We start from the raw sequence: 23433 nt of genomic DNA on the forward strand, positions 1-23433 counted from the left end.
CCGAGATCGCGGCCGCCAATCCGGCCACAATTGACCCCGAATCATGGGATTATCGAGCGATGGATGAAACCATGACCGAGACCGTCCAAACTGCGCCGTTCGCGCCCTTCGAGTGGATGCTGTCGGCCCGCTATCTGCGGGCGCGGCGCAAGGAGGGATTCATCTCGGTCATCGCCGGGTTCTCCTTCCTCGGCATCATGCTGGGCGTCGCGACGCTGATCATCGTGATGGCCGTGATGAACGGCTTCCGGAAGGAGCTGCTGGACAAGATCCTCGGCCTGAACGGCCACATCCTGGTGCAGCCGCTGGAATCGCCGCTGACCGACTGGAAGGACGTCGCCGAACGCATCAGCCAGGTCCAGGGCATCCGGCTGGCGGCTCCCGTGGTCGATGGCCAGGCGCTGGCGTCCTCGCCCTGGAACGCCTCGGGCGTGCTGGTGCGCGGCATCCGTTCCGACGACCTCAACAACCTCACCTCCATCGCCAAGAACATCAAGCAGGGCTCGCTCGAGGGCTTTGATGACGGGCAGGGCGTCGCGATCGGCCGGCGGCTCGCCGACCAGCTGTCGCTGCATGCCGGCGACAGCGTGACGCTGGTGGCGCCGAAAGGCGCGGTGACCCCGATGGGCACGACGCCGCGCATCAAGCCGTACAAGATCGTCGCCGTATTCGAGATCGGCATGTCCGAATACGACCTCGGCTTCGTGTTCATGCCGCTCGCCGAAGCGCAGGCCTATTTCAATCGCAGCAGCGACGTCACCTCGATCGAGGTGTTCACCACCAACCCTGACAGGATCGACGCCTTCCGCAAATCGGTGACGGAAGCCGCAGGCAGGCCGGTGTTCCTGGTCGACTGGCGGCAGCGCAACTCAACTTTCTTCAACGCGCTCCAGGTCGAGCGCAACGTGATGTTCCTGATCCTGACCATGATCGTGCTGGTCGCGGCGCTCAACATTGTCTCCGGCCTGATCATGCTGGTGAAGGACAAGGGCAGCGACATCGCGATCCTGAGGACGATGGGGGCCTCGCAGGGCTCGATCATGCGGATCTTCCTGATCACGGGTGCCTCGATCGGCGTGGTCGGCACGCTGGTCGGCTTCTTCGTCGGTCTCGTGATCTGCCTCAACATCGAATCGATCAGGCAATTCCTGTCCTGGCTGACCAGCACGGAATTGTTCTCGCCGGAGCTCTACTTCCTGTCGAAACTGCCCGCCGAGATCGACGTCGGCGAGACCACGGCCGTCGTCATCATGGCATTGACACTGTCGTTCCTGGCGACGCTGTACCCGTCGTGGCGCGCCGCGCGCCTCGATCCGGTCGAAGCGCTGCGGTACGAGTGAGGGGCTGATGGAGCAGCAGCAGGGGGCTGAGGATGTACCGGTCATTTATCTCCACGAGATAAGGCGCCAGTATCTCCAGGGTGAAGCGGCGCTGACGATCCTCGACAACGCCAAGCTGGCGCTGTGGGCCGGGCAGTCGGTCGCGCTGGTCGCGCCATCAGGGTCGGGCAAGTCGACGCTGCTGCACATTGCGGGGCTGCTCGAGGCGCCCGATTCCGGCGAGGTCTATGTCAACGGCGCGCCGACATCGCAACTGCCCGACATCGAGCGCACCCAACTCCGCCGCAGCGATATCGGCTTCGTCTACCAGTCGCACCGGCTGCTGCCGGAATTCTCGGCGCTGGAGAACGTCATGTTGCCGCAGATGATCCGCGGCCTCAAGAAGTCCGAGAGCGTCAAGCGCGCCAAGGAGATCCTCGGCTATCTCGGCCTCGGCGACCGCATTACGCACCGCCCCGCCGAGCTGTCAGGCGGCGAGCAGCAGCGCGTCGCGATCGCCCGCGCGGTCGCCAATGCGCCGCGCGTGCTGCTGGCGGACGAGCCGACCGGCAATCTCGATCCGCACACCGCCGACCACGTGTTCCAGGCGCTGATGCAGCTGGTCAAGGCGACCAAGGTCTCGATGCTGATCGCGACCCACAACATGGAGCTCGCCGGCCGCATGGACCGGCGCGTGTCGCTGGCGAACGGCCAGGTCATCGAGCTCGAATAGCCAAAAGCCGAAAACAACCCCATGCACAGTAGACGGCCGCGGCCGGCTACATCAGGGGTGATCGGCCTCCAGCCCTCTGATAAATCAGGCCTATCAGCCGCGACAGCGCGTCGCCACAGCGGGCAGGCCAATCACGGCCTGATCACCGTCATCTTGAACGGCCCGCCATTGGCCGCGGCATGCGCGACAGCCTCGTTGACGTGATCGAGGTCGAAGTTCGTCGTCTGGTATTCGTCGAGCCGCAACAGGCCTGCGCGCACCATCGAGATCAGGCGGCCCGCCGCATCCGGCGGATACATCCAGACGCCATGGATGGAGATGCAGTTGCGCATGAGCCAGGGGTAGGGCAGCTCGAGCCCCGCACCGCCCGCCATGCCGACGCCGCCCATCAGCACGACGCGGCCGTAAGCGCGCACCGTCATGACCGCCGCGCGCACCACGTGGGTGCTGACCGAGGGCGGCATGATGTCGAGCACGCAGTCGATCGGTCCGCCTGCCGCGCGCTTCATCGCCTCGCGGTCGTCGTCCTCGTTGCCGGACAGCTTCACCGGCTTCACCCGCGCGCCGAAGCGGCGGACGAGATCGGCGATAACAGCCTCGTTGCGGCCGGGCGTCACCACGCAGGCCGCGCCCATCGCGAGCGCGACCGAGACGGCCGCGCTGCCGAAATTGCCGGTTGCCCCGCTCACCAGCACGGTCTCGCCCGGCTGAAGCTTTGCGGCGAGAAAGCCGCCATAGGGCACCAGCGCCGTTCCCAGCGCGCACCATTGCGAGGCTTCCTCAGGCGTGATCTGGCCGAGCTTCTTCACGTTCTCGGTCGGCACCCGCATCTGCTCGGCATAGGAGCCGTGGCGAAAATGCCGTTGCAGCTTCATGCCGCCGGGGCCGGCGGCGGTGAGCCCCTGCAGGGCGATGTCGGGCGCCACGACATCGTCGCGCGAACGCACCGTAGGATCGCAGAACACCCAGTCGCCCACGCTGAGCTTGGTGGCATCGGGCCCGATCGCGCGCACCCGGCCGATGGCGCCAGGGCCCGGAATGATCGGCAGATCGAGCGCATAGTTGCGCTCGCCGCTGAAGACCTCGTTCATGTAGGAGAGGACACGCGTGGCGACGACGTCGACGATGACCTCGCCGGTGCCGAGCACCGGGTCCGGAGCAGTCTCGACCACCAGCGGCGATCCCAGGGATTTGAGTACGGCAGCTTTCATGATGTTCACCTCAGAGACAGGTGATAGTCATATGAGGCGGCGCGGTGGGGACAAGAAGGCCTGGTATTATCCTAGTATTGAGGAGGCCCTGCATGCGATCGCGATATCCCTCAACGAAAGAGTGGTTCGCTGACCCCTGAGGGAGTGAAGGCGGGGAAACTACCTCGACCTCATCGGACCGTCTTCTGACGATTTGATTCAGCGCAAGGAAAACGGCTGGCGTTCTGATGCAAATGACCTTGGCTCCAAAGCGGGAGCAGGAGATGCTGGACACAACAACAGCCGAGCTTTCAAAATCTCAAACAGAACGGCGACACGTCGGTGATTTCGCTATTCCGTTCATCTTCTTTACACTCGCCGGCACAGCCATGATCGCATGGATCGCTGGTCTGGGCTGGCTGAGCTGGCGTATCTTAGCGTGGCTGCTATCCTGAGCCGACGAGCATGAACGCCATTTTTAGCGACTCCGCCATGGAGGTAATTTCGTTCAACAATCCGGTCGATCTCCGCCAGCGAAAGCTTCGGATTGCGGACATGCAAGCGCCCCTGGTATTATCCTAGTATTCCAAGACCCTCCATCCGCAGGAGCACGCCATGGCCGATCCCCGCCGCGTCGAGTTCGGCGATTTCCTCCGCTCCCGCCGCGAAAAGCTGTCGCCTAAGACCGTCGGGCTTCCTGCAGGCCAGCGGCGGCGCACCGCGGGGCTGCGCCGCGAGGAGGTGGCGCAACTCGCCGGCATTGGGGTCGACTGGTACATCCGCCTCGAGCAGGGGCGCACCGTCAGCCCGTCAGTCACGACCGTCGATGCGCTGGCGCGGGCGCTGCGGCTGAGCAAAACCGAGCACGCGCACCTCAAGGACCTCGCGCGCGATGGCGCGAGGGGTGCCTTCACCCGCGAAGTGGTTCCGCCGGCCATTCGGCGCCTGGTCGAAAGCCTGCCGCATCCAGCCTACATCACCGGACGGCGCTGGGACGTGCTGGCCTGGAACGAGGCCGCTGAGGAGATCTTCGCGTTCGGCCGGTTGCCGGAAGAGGATCGCAACACGCTGCTGTTGATGATGACCAACAAGAAGACGCGGAAGTCCTACGGTGCGGGCTGGGCTGACGTCGCCAAGCGCATGGTCGCGATGTTCCGCGCCACCCACGACGTCTGGGCCGGCGATCCCGCGTTCGCCGAATTGCTGACGCGCTTGCGCGCAGGCAGCCCCGAGTTCGTCAAATGGTGGGGCGCGCATGAGGTGCACGGCACCTTGTCGGGCCGCAAGACCATGACCCATCCGACCAAGGGCGTGCTGCATTTCGAGCACGCCAGCTTTCAGGCCAATGATGATCCGGCGCTGAAGCTGGTGATCTATACGCCGGTGTAGGCGGGCGGACTCGACGGCCCAGTGTTCACGTTTGTTTTGCGCCCAGCAAGATAGGGACGGTATCCCGGAGCTTGAGGGATTTCACCATGTCCTGCGTGATCGCCTTGTACATCTTGAAATGAGCCGTCTCGATGTGAGCTTTGTAAGCATCGATGTCGGTATAGATCTCGAACACGAAAACGTGCGCCGGATCCTGTTCGTCCGCCACTGCATATAATGCGAGCACTCCCGCTTCGAGCCGGACAGCAGCCTCGATCTGCTCCTTCACTGCCGCCCCGTAGGACTCGACCTGCGACGGCTCGATCTCGATCTCCGCGACTCGCACATAGGGCTGATGCATCTCATGAACTTTCTCTTGGGCTTTCTCTTGGGCTTTCTCTTGGTCTCCTGCGGGACCGGCCAAGGCGACTGTCAGCATCGACGCTGCAAGAACGAGACATTGTCTGGCGTCCATGTCGGCTTCTCGTCTGTGCTCCTTTGGCCGGCTTCCTCGATTACATCCGATATTGCTCGTCGTTAACCTTCTCCATCCAGTCGACATTCTTGCCGTCGAGGGATTCCTGGATTGCGATGTGCGTCATCGCCGTTGTCGGCGACGCGCCGTGCCAGTGCTTCAATCCCGGCGGAAACCAAACGACGTCGCCGGGGCGGATTTCCTCGACCGTGCCGCCCTCGCGCTGCACCCAACCCAGTCCTGCCGTGACGATCAGCGTCTGTCCAAGAGGGTGGGTGTGCCAGGCGGTACGGGCGCCGGGCTCGAACGTGACCTGACCCGCGCCGACGCGGGCAGGATCAGGAGCCTGGAAGAGCGCGTCCACGCGCACCGCGCCGGTGAACCAGTCCTGGGAGCCCTTTTGGGATGGGCGAGATCCGTTTCGCTTGATGTCGAGGTCCATGGCAAACTCCTTTGCTCCGGACGCAAGCGCCCGCGTGCATTCTCCTCCGATTGTCGCGGCGGCGCTGCCGCGGATGAGCACGCCTCTGCGCGCGATCACCGCGGACGTTTTTCGATCACGTCCTTGAAAACGGGCGCCGCGGAGAATGCATTGGGCCATCCGGCGTAGAAGGCGAGATGACCGAGCACTTCGCCGGCTTCCGCGCGCGTCAATCCGTTGTCCATCGCCCGGTTCAAATGGTAGGTGATCTGGGCGACTTGGCCCGTCGCGATGAGAGCGCTGACGGTGACCAGGCTGCGGTCCCGCGGTGCAAGATCGGGCCTCAGCCAGAGATCCCGGAAAAGTGCGTCGGTCGTGTATTGGACGAGGCTCGGTGTAATCTGGCCGAATTGTTCGCCGACGCGCGTTGCCCGCTCAGTCTCGGCCGCCTCGTCGAGAGGCAGCTGCGGCCCTGATGCCGGCGGAAGCTGATCGGCCCCGATATTGCGGCTCTTGAAGACCTCGCTCAATGCAGAGGTCGCACTCGTCGCGTTGGACCATCCGGTATAGAACGCCAGATGCGTGACGATTTCGGATATCTCGGCAGGCTTCACACCGACGTCGAGGGCAAGGGCGAGATAACGCGACAGTTCGACGGTCTGGTTGCGCGCGATGAGAGCCGCGACCGTGACGATGCTGCGGTTACGAGCAGAGAGACCGGCGCGCTTCCAGAGATCGTCGACCAGAAATTTCTGCCCGTACATCTCCAGCGCGGGTGCGACGGCGCGGACGTCTTCCGATTTCAACATGGGATCAGCTCCTTTGATGGCGGCCTATTCGGCGGCAGTCGCGCCGCCAATCCACAGACCGATGGAAAACAGAGTGGCTGCGCTCGGTTTCATTGCCGGCTTCCTTCGGCTGTGAACGGGTTTGCCAGCAACCACCACGCAACCAGCGCAGCACACAGCACCGTCAGGGCGCTGGCGAGAAACAGGACGTTCAGCCTCGCTCCGGTCGCGATCAAACCAAGCACGGGGCTGGCAAGTCCCTGGGCCAAGTCTAGAAAGGCCGTGTAGGCTCCCATCGCCATGCCGCGGCTCTGCGCTGGAACGCGGCGAACCGCCTCGACCCCGAAGCCCGGGTAGACCAGCGAAAAGCCGAACCCGGTGAGGGCCGCCCCTGCCAACGCCATTTCGGGTCGAACCGCCAGCCAGATCAGGATTTGGCCGACGGCTTCGATCAATGCGCAGGCTAGCGCAACCTTTGCGCCGCCGATCGCATCGGCCAAGTGACTGAAGCAGATCCGGGCCAAAATGAAGGCCGTAGCGTAAGCCGTATAGGCGAGCCACCCGTTGGCCCAGCCGCGGTTGGCGAATAGCAATGCAACGAACGTTGTCACCGCACCGAAGCCGACGCTTCCGAGCGCCGAGCCAAGGCCGGGCACCCAGACGGCACCGACCACTTCGGTGAACGAAGGGCGCGCGTGCTGGATCGGCGCGACCGTGGGAAGCGGTACGACGAGCAGCAGCGTCATCAACGGAGCCGCGGCCGTGGCGATCGCGATCGCTGCGAAGCCGTGGACGGCATAGAGCGCGGCGCCTGTGGGTGCACCGATCGCGAAGGCCGCGAACATCGCCGAACCAACCCAGGCAATGACCTTGCCTGTGCTACGGGCGTCGGCGAGCGCCAATCCCCAACTGACCGCTGCGGTGATGATGAAGCTCTCCGCCGCACCGAGCAGGCCTCGCCCCAGCAGGAGAATAGTTACAGAGGCCAGCGGCAGCTCGCTGAAATACAGCGAGAGCAGATAGAGCAGCCCGGAAGCCGCCGCCGCAACGAGACCAACGACCACGCCTCGCTTCGCTCCGCGGCGGTCCGAAAAGTGACCCGCCCACGGCCGCGAGATCAGCGAGGCTCCAAACTGGCTGCCCGCGACAACGCCCACAGCGAGCGTACCGAGCCCGAGACCGTCGTGCACGTGGAGCGGAAGCACGGGCATCGCGACACCGATGACCAGAAAGGCGACGAACACCACGCCCATGATCGGCAGCAAGTCCCCGGCGACCCGAGGACTCGCGGTCGGCTCTCGTAGAGCGGCTATTGACATGTCGACCTCGAAGTTCCCGCTGGGGGCCGGCGGTGGAGCATTGCGTGCCGGACACGGCGTTGCCGCCCGATGGCTGATCGGAACCTAGGCCTTTCGTCGTCCCGTGATTAGGTGATAAATTCCGAATGCAATCATTAGGGCAGCTAATCAATGCATCGGGACGACGCGAGCGACCTCCTGGCCTTCCTCGCTGTTGCGCGGGAGCGCAACTTCACGCGCGCCGCCTCGAAGCTCGGTATGACGCAATCCGCGCTCAGCCAGATCATCCGGAATCTGGAGGAACGGCTGGGCGTCCGGCTGCTGAACCGAACGACGCGGAGCGTCACACCGACCCAGGCCGGAGAACGGTTGTTCTTGAGCGTCGGACCCAAATTTACCGAGATGGATGCCGATCTTGCCGCGCTCGGCGAATTTCGTGAAAAGCCGGCGGGATTGGTCAGACTGACGGCGACAGAATATGCCGCCGCTGAAATCCTGTTGCCCGCGCTGAAAAAAGTCCTGCCGAAATACCCCGACATCCACGTCGAGATCATCATTGATTACGGTCTTACCAACATCGTGGCGCAGCAGGTGGATGCGGGCATTCGCCCGGGCGAGCTCGTTGCCAAGGATATGATTTCGGTCCGCGTCAGTCCCGATCTGCGGATGGCCGTCGTGGGATCGCCGTCCTACTTTGCCGAGCGCAAGCGCCCAAGAATTCCCCAGGATCTCACGCATCACAACTGCCTCAACCTTCGCCTACCGACCCACGGTGGCAGCCTCTATGCGTGGGAGTTCGAGAAGAATGGGCGAGAGCTCAATGTGCGCGTCGAGGGACAGCTGGTGTTCAACAGCGCGGGCCTCCTCCTGGATGGAGCACTCAAGGGATTGGGACTCGCCTACCTGACGGAGGGACACGTGCAGCCCTACGTTTCGCAAGGACGGCTGGTCAGGGTCCTGTCCGATTGGTGTCCGCCATTCTCCGGCTATCACCTCTATTATCCCAGCAGGCGCCAGCCTTCGCAGGCGTTTTCGCTGCTCGTCGAGGCTCTCAGGCATCGTGGGAAATAGCATCGGCCTCTCGGCGGGCTGAGGCCGTGAAGTCCGAGAAGGCCAGTGAACCGTTTTGCGACACCACGAAGTTTCGGAGCAGGTTCGTCATTCGAACCAGTGGCGGGGCCGCGGACATGCGCCAGCGGGGGGTACGCGGGATTGCAGCAACTCGCGTCGGCCTTTGAACAACGAGTAGAAACGCCAGGGCGAATGGTTCTTGCCATTTAAAGACCGAGTAGTCTATATATGTGCCTATGCGCCGCCAGACCTCAGAGCCGTTGCCCCGTGGCCGTCCCCGGACGTTCGACACGGAGGCTGCCGTCGAACGCGCGATGAATGTGTTCTGGACGCGCGGCTATCACGCCACGGCGCTGCCTGATCTTCTTCGGGCGACCAAGCTCTCGCGCGGCAGCCTTTATGCCGCCTTCGGTGACAAGCACTCGCTCTTTCTGCGTGCACTTGATCGCTACATTGCCGATGCCCTCGCTCGGATGGACGTCGAGTTTGCCCCTCATAGAGAGCCGGTCGACGGCTTGCGGGCGTACTTCGCCGGCTATGTCGAGCGCAACAGCGGCGCCAATGGTCGGCGCGGATGCCTGCTGGTCGCCACGGCCATGGAGCTGGCTGGCCGCGATGCCGAGGTTGACCGTCGCATCGCGAGCTTTTTCAAAGCCATGGAGGCGAGGGTGGCTGATGCACTGTCCCGTGCGAAGGCCGCGGGCAAGTTGGCCGATGGCGTCGAGCCTTCGAGTGCCGCACGAATTATCGTCTGTTTCGTCGAGGGCATGCGGGTGGTCGGGAAAACGGCTCCGACACGGGTCATTTCGCAAGCCACCGTTGACGCTTTGCTCGATCGCTTCATCAGGTAAACACGCCATGGACGCTCCCGCTGGTCGCACGTCAATATCTGGACCGAATGGTCTTGAAAGTAACGGTGCCATGTCGACCATCTAGGTCGTCTGTGCCGTGGCCGTCCCCTTGCTCTGGGGTTATCAGTTCGTGGTCATCAAGGTCGGCGTGACGGAATTTCCGCCGCTCTTCTTCCTCGCACTGCGCTTTATGGTCATCGCGCTGCTGCTCGTTCCTTTCGTCAGGCGGCCGACGCGGCAACAATTCGGTCCCGTCGCTGCCATTTCGCTGTTCCTCGGCGGACTGAATTTCGGGCTCTTCTATGTCGGTCTCGGGCTCGGCTCGGGAAGCCTGTCGGCCGTCGCGTACCAGCTTGCCCCGCCCTTCACCGTCCTGTTGGCCTGGCCGCTGCTGGCGGAGAAGCCGTCGCTCACCACCTCCGGCGGCGTCGTGATCGCGTTCGCCGGCGTGGCCGTGCTCGCTGCGGGGCCGGGCCTGTCGGCCAACGCGCTTCCGCTGCTGCTCGTGGTCGGAGCCGCATTCGCGTTCGCGGTGTCCAACGTCCTGACCAAGCGCTATGGCCCTTTCGATCCGCTGATGCTGATGGGGTGGTCGTCGCTGCTCACGGTGCCGCAGGTGCTGGTGATGTCGTTGCTGCTCGAGCATGGACAGCTCGCAAGCCTCGTCGTCGCGGATGAACGTGGTTGGCTGGCGCTGGCCTACACGATCTTCATCGGAGGGATTGTCGGATTCGGCCTTTGGTTCTGGCTGATCGCCCGATGCTCCATGGGCCGCGTTGCGCCGTTCGGCCTGCTGCTGCCGGTGTTCGCCTTGATATCGAGTGTGTTGTTCCTCGGTGAGCACGTGACGCCAAAGCTGGTCGTCGGCGGGCTGCTCGCGATATCAGGTGTTGCCATGACACAGGTGCGAGCGGCCTCTCGTCCGTAAGAGGGACAGCGGCGAAGGACCTTGTCCACTGAGCCTCTTTGCGAAACGACGACGTTTCGGGGTAGGTTCGTCGGCACTATCAGATATCGTTTGGAGCTCGCCTGTGACCATCGCCCTCAAGGGCATCATTCCCGTGATGCTGACGCCGTTCACCGAAGCGAACACGATCGATTATTCCGGCCTCGAACGGCTGATCGAATGGTATGTCGCCAATGGTGCCGACGCTTTGTTTGCGGTCGCCCAGTCGAGCGAGATGCAGTTCCTGACGCTGGACGAGCGCGTCGCGCTGGCGCGGTTTGTCGCCAAGACCGCGGCCGGCCGGCTTCCGGTCATCGCCTCAGGCCATATCAGCGATTCCAGGGAAGACCAGCTCGCTGAGCTGTCGTCGATCGCGAAGACTGGCGTCGACGGATTGGTGCTGGTGACGAACCGTCTCGCCTCGCGCGATCCGGCGGGAACTGACTTCACCGCCAATCTGACCTGGCTGCTCGACCGGCTGCCCAAGGACATGACGCTCGGCCTCTATGAATGCCCGGCGCCGTTCCGCCGACTGCTTTCCGACGACGAGCTGGCCTTTTGCGCCGACAGCGGCCGCTTTGCCATTCTCAAGGACGTCTCGTGTGATTTGCCGACCGTGCAACGCCGGGTCAAGCTGACCAGCGGCTCGCCGCTGACCATCGTCAATGCCAATGCGGCGATCGCCTTCGATGCGATGAAGTCGGGCGCTCCCGGCTTTACCGGCGTGTTCACGAACTTCCACCCGGATCTCTACAAATGGCTGTTGACGCGGCACCAGAAGCATCCGCAGCTTGCGACCGAGCTTTCGGTGTATCTGGCGCTCGCTGCGATGGCGGAGCCTATGGGCTATCCGAAACTGGCAAAACTCTATCACCAGCGGCTCGGCACCTTTTCCTGGATCGAGAGCCGGGCGGTCGACTTCGACATCCGCGAGCGGTTCTGGGCGCTGGATGCACTGATCGACAAGATCGTCGAGGGACAGGAGTCGTTCCGCGCGAGAATCGCGGCGACGCGCTGAGCAGGGCGCACGAGACCGCCGGAATCTCGATGGAGTCAGGGCGACGGCGCGGCCGATGGTGTTGCCGTGGTCTTCGGCGGAGGAATTGCCGGCCAAGGGGGCTTCTGGCTCGTCGTCGCCGGTGGGCATGTTTCCTCGAGCTGCGTCCAGGCCGAAGGCAGGCCGGTGGTGTCGATGTCGAACTTTGCCGTGTCTGCCGTTTCGTCCGGCTTCTGCGTGGTCTCACGGACATGCAGGGCGCGGGACGCCATGACCGCTCTGAACCTGCCGAAATCGAGCGAGCCGCTCCACACTTCGTACTTGCCTGACCGCAGCGGACGTCCTCCCGCTTCCTCGGTGGGGGCGGCATCCGCCGTCATCATGATGGTGCGCTGGCCGCTCGCCGTCTCGTCGATCTCGGCCGCGAACATCAGCGGCACGCGAGTTTTGCTGTCGCAGTACAGGCGCCATTCCATGGTTCGGAACGACGGGCCGTTGTCGCTTCTGAGCGTCGCGAACTTGCTGATATAGGGCCGGGCTCCCTTCACCAGCCGCCACATCGTCTCGGCCAAGGGCCGCTTGTCGATGTTGAACCTGTCGAGCTCGGTGCGCGTCAGCATGTGCAGGTTTTCAAACTTCACACTATGAATTAGATCGTCAAGCTCGCGGCTGATGCCCATCGCTACGATATAGGCCGCGCGCTCGTGGTCGGCGCTTGCGGTCCGACGCTGCCTGAATTCGGCGAGCAATGCCTCGGGCGGATGGCCGTGAATCGCGAAGACGAGCCGAGAATTATGAACCCCCAGCGCAGCGTCGGGCGCCACTTCGCGCGATGTCGCGCCGAGAAACACGTAGCCGCAGGCCGAGTTGCACATCGCATGATAGGTGGTGAGCTCGGCCTCGATCTCGCCGCCTGCGTTCTTCGCCTTCAGGCAGGCGGCGTCAACCTGCGTGCCTGCGGCACACGCTGTTGCAATCGTCTGGCCGACGCGGGCAACCGCCTTGCGGCTACGAAGGAGCCGCCCGATGACATAGGACTGCTCCACATTGCCGCCGGGCGAATGCAGGTAGATCGGGCGCTGCGTGTCCTTGACGCCGGCGAGGAAGCGGCGAACGCGCGACGCCGCGTTCGCGTCGATCTCGCCCTCGATGGCGATCCAGCGGTCGCAGCCCGGTCCGCATGCGCCAGGTGCGCCCTTCGCAAGATAGATCGTCAGATTGGAGGCAAATCCGGCTTTCTCGGCCGCCGTCTGCTCCGCGCACAATGCAGTGGGAATCGTCAGGGAGGCCAAGAGGAGCAGAACGCGGACAAGCATGGAATGAGGAAGCCGATGTGATGAAGGACGTGAGCCAACGTTACAGGACGATCGGAGCCGCCACAACTTTTAGTGGCACGCTGGCGCGCTGTGATGCGATGTGGCCGCGGCCCTCCCGGTTGAGATGCGCGCAGACTGTTTGCGCGCCTTCATGGAGAAGTCCCACGCAATTCGCATCTCGCCCTTGGACGCTTCAGCGCTGTTGCGCTGTGATGATCTGGCGCAACGAGGCGAGGAGAGCGCGGTCGTGATCGCGCCGTCCTTGCGCGTTCCGCCTTGGCAATAAGAGCAGCGCGTCACGTGCTCGCACGCGAGGTGATGCAAATGTGGCGATCGCGTGCGACAATGTGGCAGCAATGCGGAGAGAAAACGCGCTTCGCTTTTCCAATCACAGAATCGTGCGTGCGGCGTCGTTACGCGGGTTCCCAACGCAATGCGCAGCTTCAACGCTGGAATCGCTGAACACTCTTGTTTCAAAGGGTTTCCACGCACGCGTTGCTAAACACTCGGTAATGAAACCGGGCCCTTTGGCGTGAACTGTTGCGTCGGAGTTACAGCAATTCCGTCGATCACTGTTATGACGTCGCCACGGCCCGGGGGCCTAACGACGAAACTGGAACGGGATTCAAATGAACAAGAATTTGTTGCTCGCTGCTGTGAGCCTTGTCGCGATCAGCGCGACTGCGCCGGCGCTGGCTGCTGACCTCGCTGCGCGTCCTTACACCAAGGCGCCGGCGATGATCGCCACGGTCTATGACTGGAGCGGCTTCTACATCGGTATCAACGGCGGCGGCGCTTCGGCGCACACGACCTGGGATCAGACCGCTCCGCTGGTGGCCGGTGAAGGTTCCCACAACGCCACGGGCGGCACGGTCGGTGGCCAGGTCGGCTATCGCTGGCAGTCGGCGCAGTGGGTGTTCGGTCTCGAAGGCCAGGGCAACTGGGCTGACTTCTCGGGCGACAATCTCAGCGCTGTGACGGGCTTCACCGATCGCTCGAAGATCGATTCGTTCGGTCTGCTCACCGGTCAGGTCGGCTACGCCTGGAACAACGTCCTGCTCTACGTGAAGGGCGGTGCGGCTGTGGTTGGCACCAAGAACGAGCTGCGCGCCGCCGGCACGACCTTCGCTTCGGTCAGCGACACCCGCTGGGGCGGCACCGTCGGTGCGGGCCTGGAGTTCGGATTCGCTCCGAACTGGTCGGTTGGCGTCGAGTACAACCACATCTTCCTGTCCGGCAAGGATGTCACCTTCGCCGGCTTCCAGACCGACCACATCAAGCAGGACGTCGACATGGGCCTCGTCCGCCTGAACTACAAGTTCGGTGGCCCGGTCATCGCCAAGTACTGAGTACTGAGAATAATCGCTCTGGAACGGGCGATTGTGGAAAGCCCCGGCCTTGCGCCGGGGCTTTTTGTTGCGTGGATTCAGCGAGTTAACCATTTCATTTTGAAGCGCCTGAGTTTGCTTGACTCCATAGAACGAAATGAGAACAATGTTCCTCATACGTTCTGGTGATGGAGCAAGCCATGTTCAGGATTTTCGTGGAAGAAGCCGCTGCACTGACGTCGATCGCACTGTTTGTCGGGATGATCGCGATCTGGGCTCAGGTCATACCGCAGCTGTGATCCCGCAGCTCCAGGCCCCTTGGGGAAAACCGGGATGAGACGGCGAAGCGGCAGCTACAGCGTGGACTCTGGCGCGGCGAGCCCCCACCATTGTGAGGCGAGTCGGCAAGGGTACTCCAATGGCGAGTGGATGATGATCCCGACGCCGGCGACCGCTCCATCTCATCTGCAAGAGGCCGTTACGCGACCATGCCGAGCGCCGGATTTGTCCACCTTCACGTTCACTCGGCCTATTCGCTGCTCAAGGGCTCGATCAAGATCGCCAAGCTCGGCGAGCTCGCGAAGAAGGACCACCAGCCCGCGCTGGCGCTGACCGATACCGACAATCTATTCGGTGCGCTCGAATTCTCCGACAAGATGGCAGGCTACGGCATCCAGCCGATCGTCGGCCTGGAACTCGCGATCGATTTCGGCGACCAGGATCCCAGCGCGCGCAACGCGCTGCCGCCTTCGCGCGTGGTGCTGCTGGCAGCGCAGGAGCGCGGTTATCGCAGCCTGATGCGGCTGAATTCGCGCGCCTTCCTCGAATCCCCTGACAGCCACGCGCCGTTCATCAAGTTCGATTGGTTCGACGGCGAGACCGAAGGCCTGATCGCGCTGACCGGCGGCCCTGATGGCCCGATCTCGTTGGCGCTGGCGAGCGGCCAGGCCGAGGTTGCGGCCGCGCGCTGCGAGCGTCTCGCCGGCCTGTTCGGCGATCGCCTCTATGTCGAGCTGCAGCGCCACAACGTCGACAAGGAACGGCGCATCGAGAGCGGGCTGATCGACATCGCCTACGCCAAAGGCCTGCCGCTGGTCGCGACCAACGAGCCGTATTTCGCGTCGACCGACGATTATGAGGCGCATGACGCGCTGCTCTGCATCGCCGGCGGCCGGCTGATCGCGGAGAGCGAGCGCGAGCAGCTCACGCCCGATCACCGCTTCAAGACCCGCGCCGAGATGGCGGTGCTGTTCGCGGACATTCCGGAAGCGCTGGCATCCACCGTCGAGATCGCCGAGCGCTGCTCGTTCCGCCCGATGACGCGCAAGCCGATCCTGCCGTTCTTCACGGTCGGTGCCGCGGCAAGCACGGACGCGGCCGCGGTCGAGGCGGCGGAGCTGAAGCGGCAGGCGGAGGAGGGGCTCGCCAATCGCCTGCGCGTGCACGGACTGTCGCAGGGCACGAGCGAGGAAGATTACAACGAGCGTCTGGCGTTCGAGCTCGACGTCATCCTGCGCATGAAGTACGCGGGCTACTTCCTGATCGTGTCCGACTTCATCAAATGGGCGAAGTCTCAGGGCATTCCGGTCGGCCCCGGCCGCGGCTCCGGCGCAGGCTCGCTGGTGGCGTGGGCCTTGACCATCACCGACCTCGACCCGATCAAGTTCGGCCTGCTGTTCGAGCGCTTCCTCAATCCCGAGCGCGTCTCGATGCCGGACTTCGACATCGACTTCTGCCAGGATCGCCGCGGCGAGGTGATCAGGTACGTCCAGGAACGCTATGGCCGCGATCAGGTCGCGCAGATCATCACCTTCGGTACGCTGCAGGCCCGCGGCGTGCTGCGCGACGTCGGCCGTGTGCTGCAAATGCCCTACGGCCAGGTCGACAAGCTCACCAAGCTCGTGCCGCAGAATCCGGCGGCGCCTGTCACGCTCGCGGCCGCGATCGAGAGCGAGCCGAAGCTGCAGGCCTTCCGCGATGAAGATCCGATCGTGGCGCGCGCCTTCGACATCGCCCAGCGCCTCGAAGGCCTGACCCGTCACGCCTCGACCCACGCGGCCGGCATCGTGATCGGCGATCGTCCGTTGAGCGAGCTGGTGCCGCTCTACCGCGATCCGAAATCCGACATGCCGGTGACCCAGTTCAACATGAAATGGGTCGAGCCGGCCGGCCTCGTGAAGTTCGACTTCCTCGGCCTGAAGACGCTGACCGTGCTCGACGTCGCCTGCAAGCTGCTCAAGCCGCGCGACATCCATGTCGATCTCGCCACGCTGCCGATCGACGATGCCGAGAGCTACCAGATGCTGGCGCGCGGCGAGGTGGTCGGCGTGTTCCAGGTTGAAAGCCAGGGCATGCGGCGCGCGCTGGTCGACATGCGGCCCGACCGTTTCGAGGACATCATCGCGCTGGTCGCGCTGTATCGCCCGGGCCCGATGGCGAACATCCCGACCTATTGCGCGCGCAAGCACGGCGACGAGGAGCCGGAATATCTGCACCCCGTGCTCGAGCCGATCCTGAAGGAGACCTTCGGCGTCATCATCTACCAGGAACAGGTGATGCAGATCGCGCAGGTGATGTCGGGCTATTCGCTCGGCGACGCCGATCTCCTGCGCCGCGCCATGGGTAAGAAGATCCGCGCCGAGATGGACAAGCAGCGCGACATCTTCGTCGCGGGCGCGGTGAAGAACGGCGTGCCGAAGGGGCAGGCCGAGACCATCTTCGAACTGCTCGCCAAGTTCGCCGACTACGGCTTCAACAAGAGCCACGCGGCGGCCTACGCGCTGGTGTCCTACCACACCGCCTACATGAAGGCGCATTATCCGGTGGAGTTCATCGCAGCGTCGATGACGCTCGATCTGAACAATACGGACAAGCTCTCCGAATTCCGCTCCGAGGCGCAGCGCCTCGGCATCAAGGTCGAGCCGCCGAACATCAACCGCTCCGGCGCGACCTTCGAGGTCGGCGACAAGGTCATCTATTACGCGCTCGCCGCGCTCAAGGGCGTCGGCATCCAGGCCATCGACCAGATCATCGAGGAGCGGACCAAGCGCGGCCTGTTCACCTCGCTCGCCGACTTCGCCGCACGCGTCAATCCGCGCGCGATCAACAAGCGCATCATCGAGAGTCTCGCTGCCGCCGGCGCCTTCGACACGCTGGAGCCGAACCGCGCCCGTGTTTTCGCCGGCGCGGATTCGATTCTGGCCGCTTGCCAGCGCGCGCATCAGGCCGAGACCAGCGGCCAGAACGACATGTTCGGCATGGCGGCAGATGCGCCGACCATCATGCTGCCGCAGATCGAGCCGTGGCTGCCGGCCGAAAAACTCCGCCGCGAATACGACGCCGTCGGCTTCTTCCTGTCGGGCCATCCGCTCGATGATTACGCCACCGTGTTGAAGCGGCTGCGGGTGCAGTCGTGGGCGGAATTCTCGCGCGCGGTGAAGACCGGCGCCACCGCGGGCAAGGTTGCAGCGACGGTGGTATCGCGCATGGAGCGGCGCACCAAGACCGGCAACAAGATGGGCATCATGGGGTTGTCCGATCCCACGGGCCATTTCGAGGCCGTGCTGTTCTCCGAAGGCCTTGCACAATATCGCGATGTGCTGGAGCCGGGCGCGGCCGTGCTGCTGCAGCTCGGTGCGGAATTGCAGGGCGAGGACGTCCGCGCCCGCGTGCTGCATGCCGAGCCGCTCGATGACGCTGCCGCCAAGACACAGAAGGGCCTGCGCATCTTCGTGCGCGATACCAAGCCGCTGGACTCGATCGCCAAGCGCCTGGCCGGCCCCGAAGCCGCAGGCACGAATGCCGCCGCACCAAAAATCGGCAGCCCCGGCATCGCACCGCGCTCCAACGGCGACGGCGAGGTCTCGCTGGTGATGATGCTCGACCTCGAGACCGAGGTCGAGATGAAGCTGCCCGGGCGCTTCAAGGTCTCGCCGCAGATCGCCGGTGCCATCAAGGCGGTGGCCGGCGTGGTGGATGTGCAGCAGATATAGCCGTGCTGCCGCGCAATTGCGCGTGAGCCCGGCGGGCGCGGTAAACGCAAACACGCCGTTGCAACCAGACGATGTTTCCGGCTAGCATGCCTTCGGGGAATAAAGTTCGGGGGCGTGATGTTGTTGCGTGGACTGGTGCTGCTCGTGGCTGCGGCGTTGCTGTGCGGCTGTGAGACGACTGCTCGAAGCGGGCTGGATTATGCGGACACGCTGCGGAAGATCGGGCCACCGAAAGCGGGCCAGGCGCGCATCGTTGTGCTTCGCGAAAAGGGTTATGGCGGTCTTGCCGATGCGGGCTGGGGATTTAAGCTTGATGGCACGCCGCTCTCGGGGCTGAAGACCGGCACCTACGTCTATGCTGATCGTCCGGCAGGTCTGCATTGGTTCGTGGCGGAGGAGGCAGGCTTTCCCGGCGTCACGCACGTCGAGTTTACTGCGCGTTCGGGGGAGACCTTGTTTTTCGTCGCCCGCGTGAGCGAACGCAAGAACGCCGTGATCGCAAATGCCAGTACGGGATTGCTGGGCTATGGTCTCACACTCGCAATGACCTCCGGCTACAAGAACCAGGGGCCCGTCGATTTCCTGGCGCTGGATGAAGCGGCGGCACGAACGACGATCGCCGAGCTGAAGCTGGCCCAGGCCGAGTAGGTGCGGAGCAGGGCGACTCCGGGGTTCGTGACGTCGTCGCAGCAGGGATGTAAGATAGCGCGTCTGCGCTGATCCCGTCGGAACGGTCGAGGAGACCAATCATGTGCGACCAATGCCCTGAAGATCGCTCCAATCATGCAGTGCCTTCACGCCGGTCTGCGATACTGCTCGGAGCCTCTGTGCTGGGCACCGTCTTCGCCGATCGCGCCTTCGCCAAGGAGCACAAGGCGCCGCCCAAGCCGCAGAATGTGCTGGCGCCGGACGCGGCGCTGAAGCGGCTAATGGACGGCAATGCCCGCTACGTCGACGGCGTCACGCGGCGCCACGATTTCAAGCACGAGCGTGAGGCGTTGGCCGGCGGGCAGAATCCGTTCGCGGCAGTGCTGAGCTGCGCCGACTCGCGCATCGCGCCGGAGTACGCGTTTGACACCGGACGCGGCGATCTCTTCGTCTGCCGTGTCGCAGGCAATTTTGCCGGCACCGAGACCATCGCCAGCATGGAATACGCGGTCGCGGTGCTCAATACGCCGCTGATCCTCGTGCTCGGCCATGACGCTTGCGGTGCGGTCGATGCAACGCTGAAGGCGATCAAGGACGACAAGCCGCCGCCGGGACATATCCCCTCGCTGGTCGATGCGATTGCGCCGGCTGCAAAGGCCGCGATGCAACAGGGCGGGGACACGCTCGACAAGGCGATCCGCCAGAACGTGATCGACAATGTCGCGAAGCTGAAGGCGGCGGCGCCGATCCTCAACGCGGCCGTGGAGCAGGGCAAGCTGAAGATCGCCGGCGGCATCTACCGGCTCTCGACGGGAACAGTGGATCTGATCGCGCAAGGCTAAGGCAAAGGCATAGGCGGAAGCTTACGCGGAGCTGACGCGAGCTGGCGGGATCGGCAGATGCCATGGCGCCGCCTCAATCCGAGCCTTTCGTTCAAGTGCCGTTCAGACGGCCGCGCGTCTGATGCGTGGTGGACACTCAACAACAATAATGGGCAGCAAGCCATGCGCGGGACACACAAGGCCTTCCTCTGCTTCCTTCTACCGATCCTGCTTGTTGCAGGCGTGATTGCTCCGGCGCGCGCGCAGCAGCAGGAAAAGCGCATCGCGCTCGTGGTCGGCAACGGCGCCTATTCCAAGTCGCCGCTGGCAACCACCGCCAATGATGCCGGCCTGATCGCGCAGACGCTGCAGGCCGCGGGCTTCGACGTGGTCGGCGCGCGCGATCTCGATGGCGACACGCTGCGCAAGAGTCTGCGTGACTTCATCCAGAAGGCGCAGGCCTCGGGACCCGGCACCGTCGCGATGATCTATCTGTCCGGCTACGGCGTGCAGCTGGCCGGCGAGAACTATTTCATCCCCGTCGACTCCAACATCACGCGGGACACCGACATTCCGACCGAGGCGCTTCGCCTCAGCGACTATGCCCGCCAGCTTGCCGCCATCCAGCTCAAGGCCAACATCATCGTGCTCGACGCCGCGCGGGCGCAGCCCTTCGTCGAGGGCGGCCAGCAGCCGATCGCGAGCGGACTGGCGCTGGTCGAGCCGGATCCGAACATGCTGATCGCCTTCAATGCGGCGCCGGGCACGGTGGCCCCAGAGGAGCCGGGACCCTACGGTATCTATGCGCAGTCGCTTGCCGAGATGATCCGCACCGGCGGCCTGTCGTTGCCTGAGGTGTTCGACCGTGTCCGCCTGCGCGTCAATGAGTCCTCGAAAGGCGCACAGGTGCCGTGGGACGACCAGAAGGTCTCCGCACAGTTCACCTTCTTCGATCGCGCTCCCGACGCGCCGCCGCCAGCGGCCGCGCCCGACCAGGTCGCGGCGATCCGCAACAGGCCGATTCGCGATCTCGGCGTGCAGGATGCCTATGCCGCCGCGCTCGAGCGCGACACGCTGCCGGCCTATGAGGATTTTCTCGCAGCCTATCCCGGCGATCCCCTGGCCAAGCGCGTGATGGCCATCGTCGCGGCGCGCCGCGAGGCGATCACCTGGCGGCGGTCCTATCGCGCCGACACGCCGGATGCCTATTGGTCGTATCTGCGCCGCTATCCGCGCGGGCCGCATGCGGGCGATGCAAGGCGCAGGCTCGCAATCCTGACCGCGCCGCTCGAGCCGCCGCCGACTTTCGCGATGATGGACTATGACGTGCCGCCGCCGCCGCCGGAGGAGGTCGTCTATGTCGACCGTCCGGTGCTATATTTCAGCGATCCTGTGTTCGACTTCGTGCCGCCGCCGCCGCCGCCGATCTATTTCTGTCCGCCGCCGCCGCCTGACTTCGTGGTGCTGCCGCCGCCGCTGCCGGTGGTCGGCTTGTTCGTGCTGCCGCAGCCGGTCTTCGTGCCGATCCCGGCGTTCTACAGTCCGCCGGTTTATGTCACGCCGCCGCCGAACAACATCATCTTCAACAACATTCATAACACCACGGTCATCAACACCGTGATCAACCAGCCACCGGCGCCGCTGCCGGCCGGCAACGCGGCTGCGGCCGCAGCCATTGCCGCCAACGGACCGGGGCGCCCGAGCGGGATGACGCAGGTGCCGACGGTCGTGAAGCAGCAGGCGCAACAGATCCAGGCCAATCCGAACCAGCCGCTCAAGCCGAGCCAGGCGGCGCTCGTCAGCAACCCCACGGCAAAGCCGGCGGCGATGAAGGTGATGCAGGTTCACGCGACGCCGACCGCGGTCACTCCGTCTACGGCGGCGCCCGGCCATGCGTTGCCGGGCTTCCAGAACCCGCCGGCCGCGCCAGCCGGTGCGGCCCAGGCCCCCAACGGTAAACTGGCGCCGACGGCAAATGCGCCGGCCAGTGGCCAGCCGCCGGCCCATCCCGCTACGTCGGCCGCGCCCACCACCACAACTGCTCCGGCCAACGCCGCAACCACGCCGGCTTCCAAGCCGCCCGTGGCGCAAACACCGCCGACGGGCGCGCCGGATCCGCATGCCAAATCACTGGCGCATGAGCCGCCCGTCACGCCGCCGACCACGACCCCGGCAGGCAAGCCGGGCGTGACCACGACCAATGTGACCAATGGAAAGCCGACGCAGCCGTCGCCGCCCGTCGCCGCGCACGAGCCGATCAAGCCGCAGGGCCAGCGGCCCGCAACGCCATCGCCCGCGCAGGTAACAAGGCCGCCGCCGCCGGCGCCGCACCCGCAGGCGCTCGCAAGGCCGACGCCTCCACCTCCGCCACACGTGGCGCCGCCTCCGCCGCGGGTAGCGCCCCCGCCGCCGCGGGTGGCCGCGCCGCCCCCGCCACCGCGCCCGCCGGTTGCAGCCGCACGGCCCGCTCCGCCGCCGCCGCCCGTGGCCAGGCCGGCGCCCCCACCGCCGCCGCCGCGAATGGCGGTCGCGCCGCCCCCGCCGCCGCGTCCGGCCGCACCGCCGCCACGACCGCCTGCACCGCCGCCAGCGGCGAAAAAGTGTCCGCCCAACCAGCCCAAGTGCTAGCGGACAGGGCGCAAATCCCGAAAAAGGCCTTTCGCGAGCGGTAAAAGCCCCGAAAGGCCCTTATTTCCTTGCTTCTGGCCGAAATGGCGCTATATAGCGCGCCATCTCACACGGAAGCATGGCTCACAAGGCCGTCCGGTGGCAGCCGGGGCGACATCGCTCCGTTTTGCTCACACGCTTCCGGAGGAACCAACCGGAGAATTAGAACGATGGCACTACCCGATTTCACTATGCGTCAGCTGCTCGAAGCTGGCGTGCACTTTGGTCACCAGTCTCACCGCTGGAATCCGAAAATGGCTCCGTTCATTTTCGGCACCCGTAACAACATCCACATCGTCGACCTCGCTCAGACCGTGCCGTTGCTGCACACGGCTCTTCAGGCCGTCAGTGACACCGTCGCCAAGGGCGGCCGCATCCTGTTCGTCGGCACCAAGCGCCAGGCGCAGGATGGCGTTGCCGATGCGGCCAAGCGCTGCGCGCAGTATTTCGTCAATTCGCGCTGGCTCGGCGGCACGCTGACCAACTGGAAGACGATCTCGGCCTCGATCAAGCGCCTGCGTCACCTCGACGAAGTGCTGGCCAGCGGCGACGCCAGTTCCTACACCAAGAAGGAGCGCCTGACGCTCCAGCGCGAGCGCGACAAGCTCGACCGCTCGCTCGGTGGCATCAAGGACATGGGCGGTCTGCCCGACATGATCTTCGTGATCGACACCAACAAGGAAGACATCGCGATCCAGGAAGCCCAGCGGCTCAACATCCCGGTCGCCGCGATCGTCGATACCAATTCGGATCCGAAGGGCATCACCTATGTGGTGCCCGGCAATGACGATGCCGGTCGCGCGATCTCGCTCTATTGCGACCTGATCGCGCGTGCCGCAATCGACGGCATCGGACGCGCCCAGGGCGATTCCGGCATCGACGTCGGTGCTTCGGTTCGTCCGGTCGCCGAAGAGCTGCCCTCGACGGCTGGCTTCCAGGGCCTTGCCGGTCCGCGCGGCACCGCCGACGACCTCAAGAAGCTCCCGGGCGTGTCGGGCGCGATCGAGAAGAAGTTCAACGACCTCGGCATCTTCCACTTCTGGCAGCTGGCTGAGCTCGACCACGACACCGCACACACGATCGGCGAAGAAGTCGGTCTGCCGAGCCGCGCGGATGCCTGGGTGGCCAAGGCCAAGGCGCTGACCGCGGAAGCGGAATAGTCAAAACGGCGATGGGTTGGCCGGACCGGATCCGGCCACCATTT

20 protein-coding genes are annotated in these 23433 nt (G+C 64.5%); 14 read left to right on the forward strand and 6 right to left on the reverse strand.

The genetic code is table 11. The features are described 5' to 3' along the window. Positions 1–59: 59 nt before the first annotated feature. Both L6637_RS00375 and L6637_RS00380 read left to right on the forward strand, forming a co-directional pair. Complete coding sequence (locus tag L6637_RS00375; RefSeq protein ID WP_212232535.1) at positions 60–1340, forward strand: lipoprotein-releasing ABC transporter permease subunit; 1281 nt, start codon at positions 60–62, stop codon at positions 1338–1340. Positions 1341–1347: 7 nt separating this feature from the next. Beyond that, entirely contained in the window at positions 1348–2052 is a 705-nt protein-coding gene (locus tag L6637_RS00380; protein ID WP_128951551.1) for an ABC transporter ATP-binding protein, read from the forward strand. 131 nt (positions 2053–2183) lie between these two features. Here L6637_RS00380 and L6637_RS00385 read toward each other — a convergent pair whose 3' ends face one another. Further along, complete coding sequence (locus tag L6637_RS00385; RefSeq protein WP_237861956.1) at positions 2184–3263, reverse strand: quinone oxidoreductase family protein; 1080 nt, start codon at positions 3261–3263, stop codon at positions 2184–2186. Positions 3264–3526: 263 nt separating this feature from the next. Here L6637_RS00385 and L6637_RS00390 point away from each other — a divergent pair, with 263 nt between their 5' ends. Further along, positions 3527–3697 carry a hypothetical protein gene (locus tag L6637_RS00390; RefSeq protein WP_237861958.1) on the forward strand — a complete coding sequence of 57 codons (171 nt, stop codon included), beginning with the start codon at positions 3527–3529 and terminating at the stop codon, positions 3695–3697. Between the two features lie 160 nt (positions 3698–3857). Beyond that, on the forward strand, positions 3858–4631 hold the full coding sequence (locus tag L6637_RS00395; RefSeq protein ID WP_237861960.1) for a helix-turn-helix transcriptional regulator: 774 nt from the start codon (positions 3858–3860) through the stop codon (positions 4629–4631). A 25-nt stretch (positions 4632–4656) separates the two neighbouring features. Here the strand turns inward: L6637_RS00395 and L6637_RS00400 are convergent, their stop codons facing one another. The 4 genes from L6637_RS00400 to L6637_RS00415 form a co-directional block, all read right to left on the reverse strand. After that, positions 4657–5085, reverse strand: a complete 429-nt coding sequence (locus L6637_RS00400) for a putative quinol monooxygenase (protein ID WP_237861962.1) — start codon at positions 5083–5085, stop codon at positions 4657–4659. A gap of 40 nt (positions 5086–5125) precedes the next feature. Beyond that, entirely contained in the window at positions 5126–5527 is a 402-nt protein-coding gene (locus tag L6637_RS00405) for a (R)-mandelonitrile lyase (RefSeq protein ID WP_237861963.1), read from the reverse strand. A gap of 95 nt (positions 5528–5622) precedes the next feature. Continuing rightward, a complete protein-coding gene (locus L6637_RS00410) occupies positions 5623–6315 on the reverse strand; it encodes a carboxymuconolactone decarboxylase family protein (protein WP_237861965.1) in 693 nt (230 codons plus the stop codon). Positions 6316–6404: 89 nt separating this feature from the next. Further along, on the reverse strand, positions 6405–7613 hold the full coding sequence (locus L6637_RS00415) for an arabinose transporter (RefSeq protein WP_237868782.1): 1209 nt from the start codon (positions 7611–7613) through the stop codon (positions 6405–6407). A gap of 150 nt (positions 7614–7763) precedes the next feature. Between L6637_RS00415 and L6637_RS00420 the strand changes: the two genes are divergently transcribed. The 4 genes from L6637_RS00420 to L6637_RS00435 all read left to right on the forward strand — a co-directional run bounded on the left by L6637_RS00420 (position 7764) and on the right by L6637_RS00435 (position 11478). Then, entirely contained in the window at positions 7764–8663 is a 900-nt protein-coding gene (locus L6637_RS00420) for a LysR family transcriptional regulator (RefSeq protein ID WP_237861968.1), read from the forward strand. Between the two features lie 314 nt (positions 8664–8977). After that, positions 8978–9514: a TetR/AcrR family transcriptional regulator gene (locus L6637_RS00425; RefSeq protein ID WP_237868783.1), complete on the forward strand. Its 537-nt coding sequence runs from the start codon at positions 8978–8980 to the stop codon at positions 9512–9514. A 97-nt stretch (positions 9515–9611) separates the two neighbouring features. Beyond that, the gene (locus L6637_RS00430; protein ID WP_237868784.1) at positions 9612–10442 is read left to right on the forward strand and encodes a DMT family transporter; all 831 of its coding nucleotides are present in this window, start codon (positions 9612–9614) and stop codon (positions 10440–10442) included. 103 nt (positions 10443–10545) lie between these two features. Beyond that, positions 10546–11478: a dihydrodipicolinate synthase family protein gene (locus tag L6637_RS00435; RefSeq protein WP_237868785.1), complete on the forward strand. Its 933-nt coding sequence runs from the start codon at positions 10546–10548 to the stop codon at positions 11476–11478. A 35-nt stretch (positions 11479–11513) separates the two neighbouring features. Here the strand turns inward: L6637_RS00435 and L6637_RS00440 are convergent, their stop codons facing one another. Next, positions 11514–12773: a COG3904 family protein gene (locus L6637_RS00440; protein WP_237861976.1), complete on the reverse strand. Its 1260-nt coding sequence runs from the start codon at positions 12771–12773 to the stop codon at positions 11514–11516. Positions 12774–13402: 629 nt separating this feature from the next. Here L6637_RS00440 and L6637_RS00445 point away from each other — a divergent pair. The 6 genes from L6637_RS00445 to L6637_RS00470 all read left to right on the forward strand — a co-directional run bounded on the left by L6637_RS00445 (position 13403) and on the right by L6637_RS00470 (position 23389). Continuing rightward, the gene (locus tag L6637_RS00445) at positions 13403–14122 is read left to right on the forward strand and encodes an outer membrane protein (protein WP_237861978.1); all 720 of its coding nucleotides are present in this window, start codon (positions 13403–13405) and stop codon (positions 14120–14122) included. A gap of 467 nt (positions 14123–14589) precedes the next feature. Beyond that, complete coding sequence (dnaE, locus tag L6637_RS00450) at positions 14590–18093, forward strand: DNA polymerase III subunit alpha (protein ID WP_237861980.1); 3504 nt, start codon at positions 14590–14592, stop codon at positions 18091–18093. Between the two features lie 117 nt (positions 18094–18210). Continuing rightward, entirely contained in the window at positions 18211–18741 is a 531-nt protein-coding gene (locus L6637_RS00455) for a DUF2846 domain-containing protein (RefSeq protein WP_237868787.1), read from the forward strand. A 101-nt stretch (positions 18742–18842) separates the two neighbouring features. Next, the gene (locus L6637_RS00460) at positions 18843–19583 is read left to right on the forward strand and encodes a carbonic anhydrase (protein WP_237861984.1); all 741 of its coding nucleotides are present in this window, start codon (positions 18843–18845) and stop codon (positions 19581–19583) included. Between the two features lie 162 nt (positions 19584–19745). After that, positions 19746–22190, forward strand: coding sequence for a caspase family protein (locus tag L6637_RS00465; protein WP_237861986.1), 2445 nt, complete (start codon positions 19746–19748; stop codon positions 22188–22190). A 209-nt stretch (positions 22191–22399) separates the two neighbouring features. Next, entirely contained in the window at positions 22400–23389 is a 990-nt protein-coding gene (locus L6637_RS00470) for a 30S ribosomal protein S2 (protein WP_237861987.1), read from the forward strand. The last annotated feature ends 44 nt before the right edge of the window (positions 23390–23433 follow it).

Source organism: Bradyrhizobium zhengyangense (assembly GCF_022012435.1).
Taxonomy (GTDB): domain Bacteria; phylum Pseudomonadota; class Alphaproteobacteria; order Rhizobiales; family Xanthobacteraceae; genus Bradyrhizobium; species Bradyrhizobium zhengyangense.

Bases quoted from the DNA above. Each gene is read 5' to 3' on its own strand.
- L6637_RS00445 (WP_237861978.1), top strand. From the start codon at position 13,403: ATGAACAAGAATTTGTTGCTCGCTGCTGTGAGCCTTGTCGCGATCAGC.
- L6637_RS00460 (WP_237861984.1), top strand. From the start codon at position 18,843: ATGTGCGACCAATGCCCTGAAGATCGCTCCAATCATGCAGTGCCTTCA.
- dnaE (WP_237861980.1), top strand. From the start codon at position 14,590: ATGCCGAGCGCCGGATTTGTCCACCTTCACGTTCACTCGGCCTATTCG.
- L6637_RS00425 (WP_237868783.1), top strand. From the start codon at position 8,978: ATGAATGTGTTCTGGACGCGCGGCTATCACGCCACGGCGCTGCCTGAT.
- L6637_RS00420 (WP_237861968.1), top strand. From the start codon at position 7,764: ATGCATCGGGACGACGCGAGCGACCTCCTGGCCTTCCTCGCTGTTGCG.
- L6637_RS00385 (WP_237861956.1), bottom strand. From the start codon at position 3,263: ATGAAAGCTGCCGTACTCAAATCCCTGGGATCGCCGCTGGTGGTCGAG.
- L6637_RS00465 (WP_237861986.1), top strand. From the start codon at position 19,746: ATGCGCGGGACACACAAGGCCTTCCTCTGCTTCCTTCTACCGATCCTG.
- L6637_RS00400 (WP_237861962.1), bottom strand. From the start codon at position 5,085: ATGGACGCCAGACAATGTCTCGTTCTTGCAGCGTCGATGCTGACAGTC.
- L6637_RS00380 (WP_128951551.1), top strand. From the start codon at position 1,348: ATGGAGCAGCAGCAGGGGGCTGAGGATGTACCGGTCATTTATCTCCAC.
- L6637_RS00410 (WP_237861965.1), bottom strand. From the start codon at position 6,315: ATGTTGAAATCGGAAGACGTCCGCGCCGTCGCACCCGCGCTGGAGATG.
- L6637_RS00375 (WP_212232535.1), top strand. From the start codon at position 60: ATGGATGAAACCATGACCGAGACCGTCCAAACTGCGCCGTTCGCGCCC.
- L6637_RS00415 (WP_237868782.1), bottom strand. From the start codon at position 7,613: ATGTCAATAGCCGCTCTACGAGAGCCGACCGCGAGTCCTCGGGTCGCC.
- L6637_RS00390 (WP_237861958.1), top strand. From the start codon at position 3,527: ATGCTGGACACAACAACAGCCGAGCTTTCAAAATCTCAAACAGAACGG.
- L6637_RS00405 (WP_237861963.1), bottom strand. From the start codon at position 5,527: ATGGACCTCGACATCAAGCGAAACGGATCTCGCCCATCCCAAAAGGGC.
- L6637_RS00440 (WP_237861976.1), bottom strand. From the start codon at position 12,773: ATGCTTGTCCGCGTTCTGCTCCTCTTGGCCTCCCTGACGATTCCCACT.
- L6637_RS00470 (WP_237861987.1), top strand. From the start codon at position 22,400: ATGGCACTACCCGATTTCACTATGCGTCAGCTGCTCGAAGCTGGCGTG.
- L6637_RS00455 (WP_237868787.1), top strand. From the start codon at position 18,211: ATGTTGTTGCGTGGACTGGTGCTGCTCGTGGCTGCGGCGTTGCTGTGC.
- L6637_RS00395 (WP_237861960.1), top strand. From the start codon at position 3,858: ATGGCCGATCCCCGCCGCGTCGAGTTCGGCGATTTCCTCCGCTCCCGC.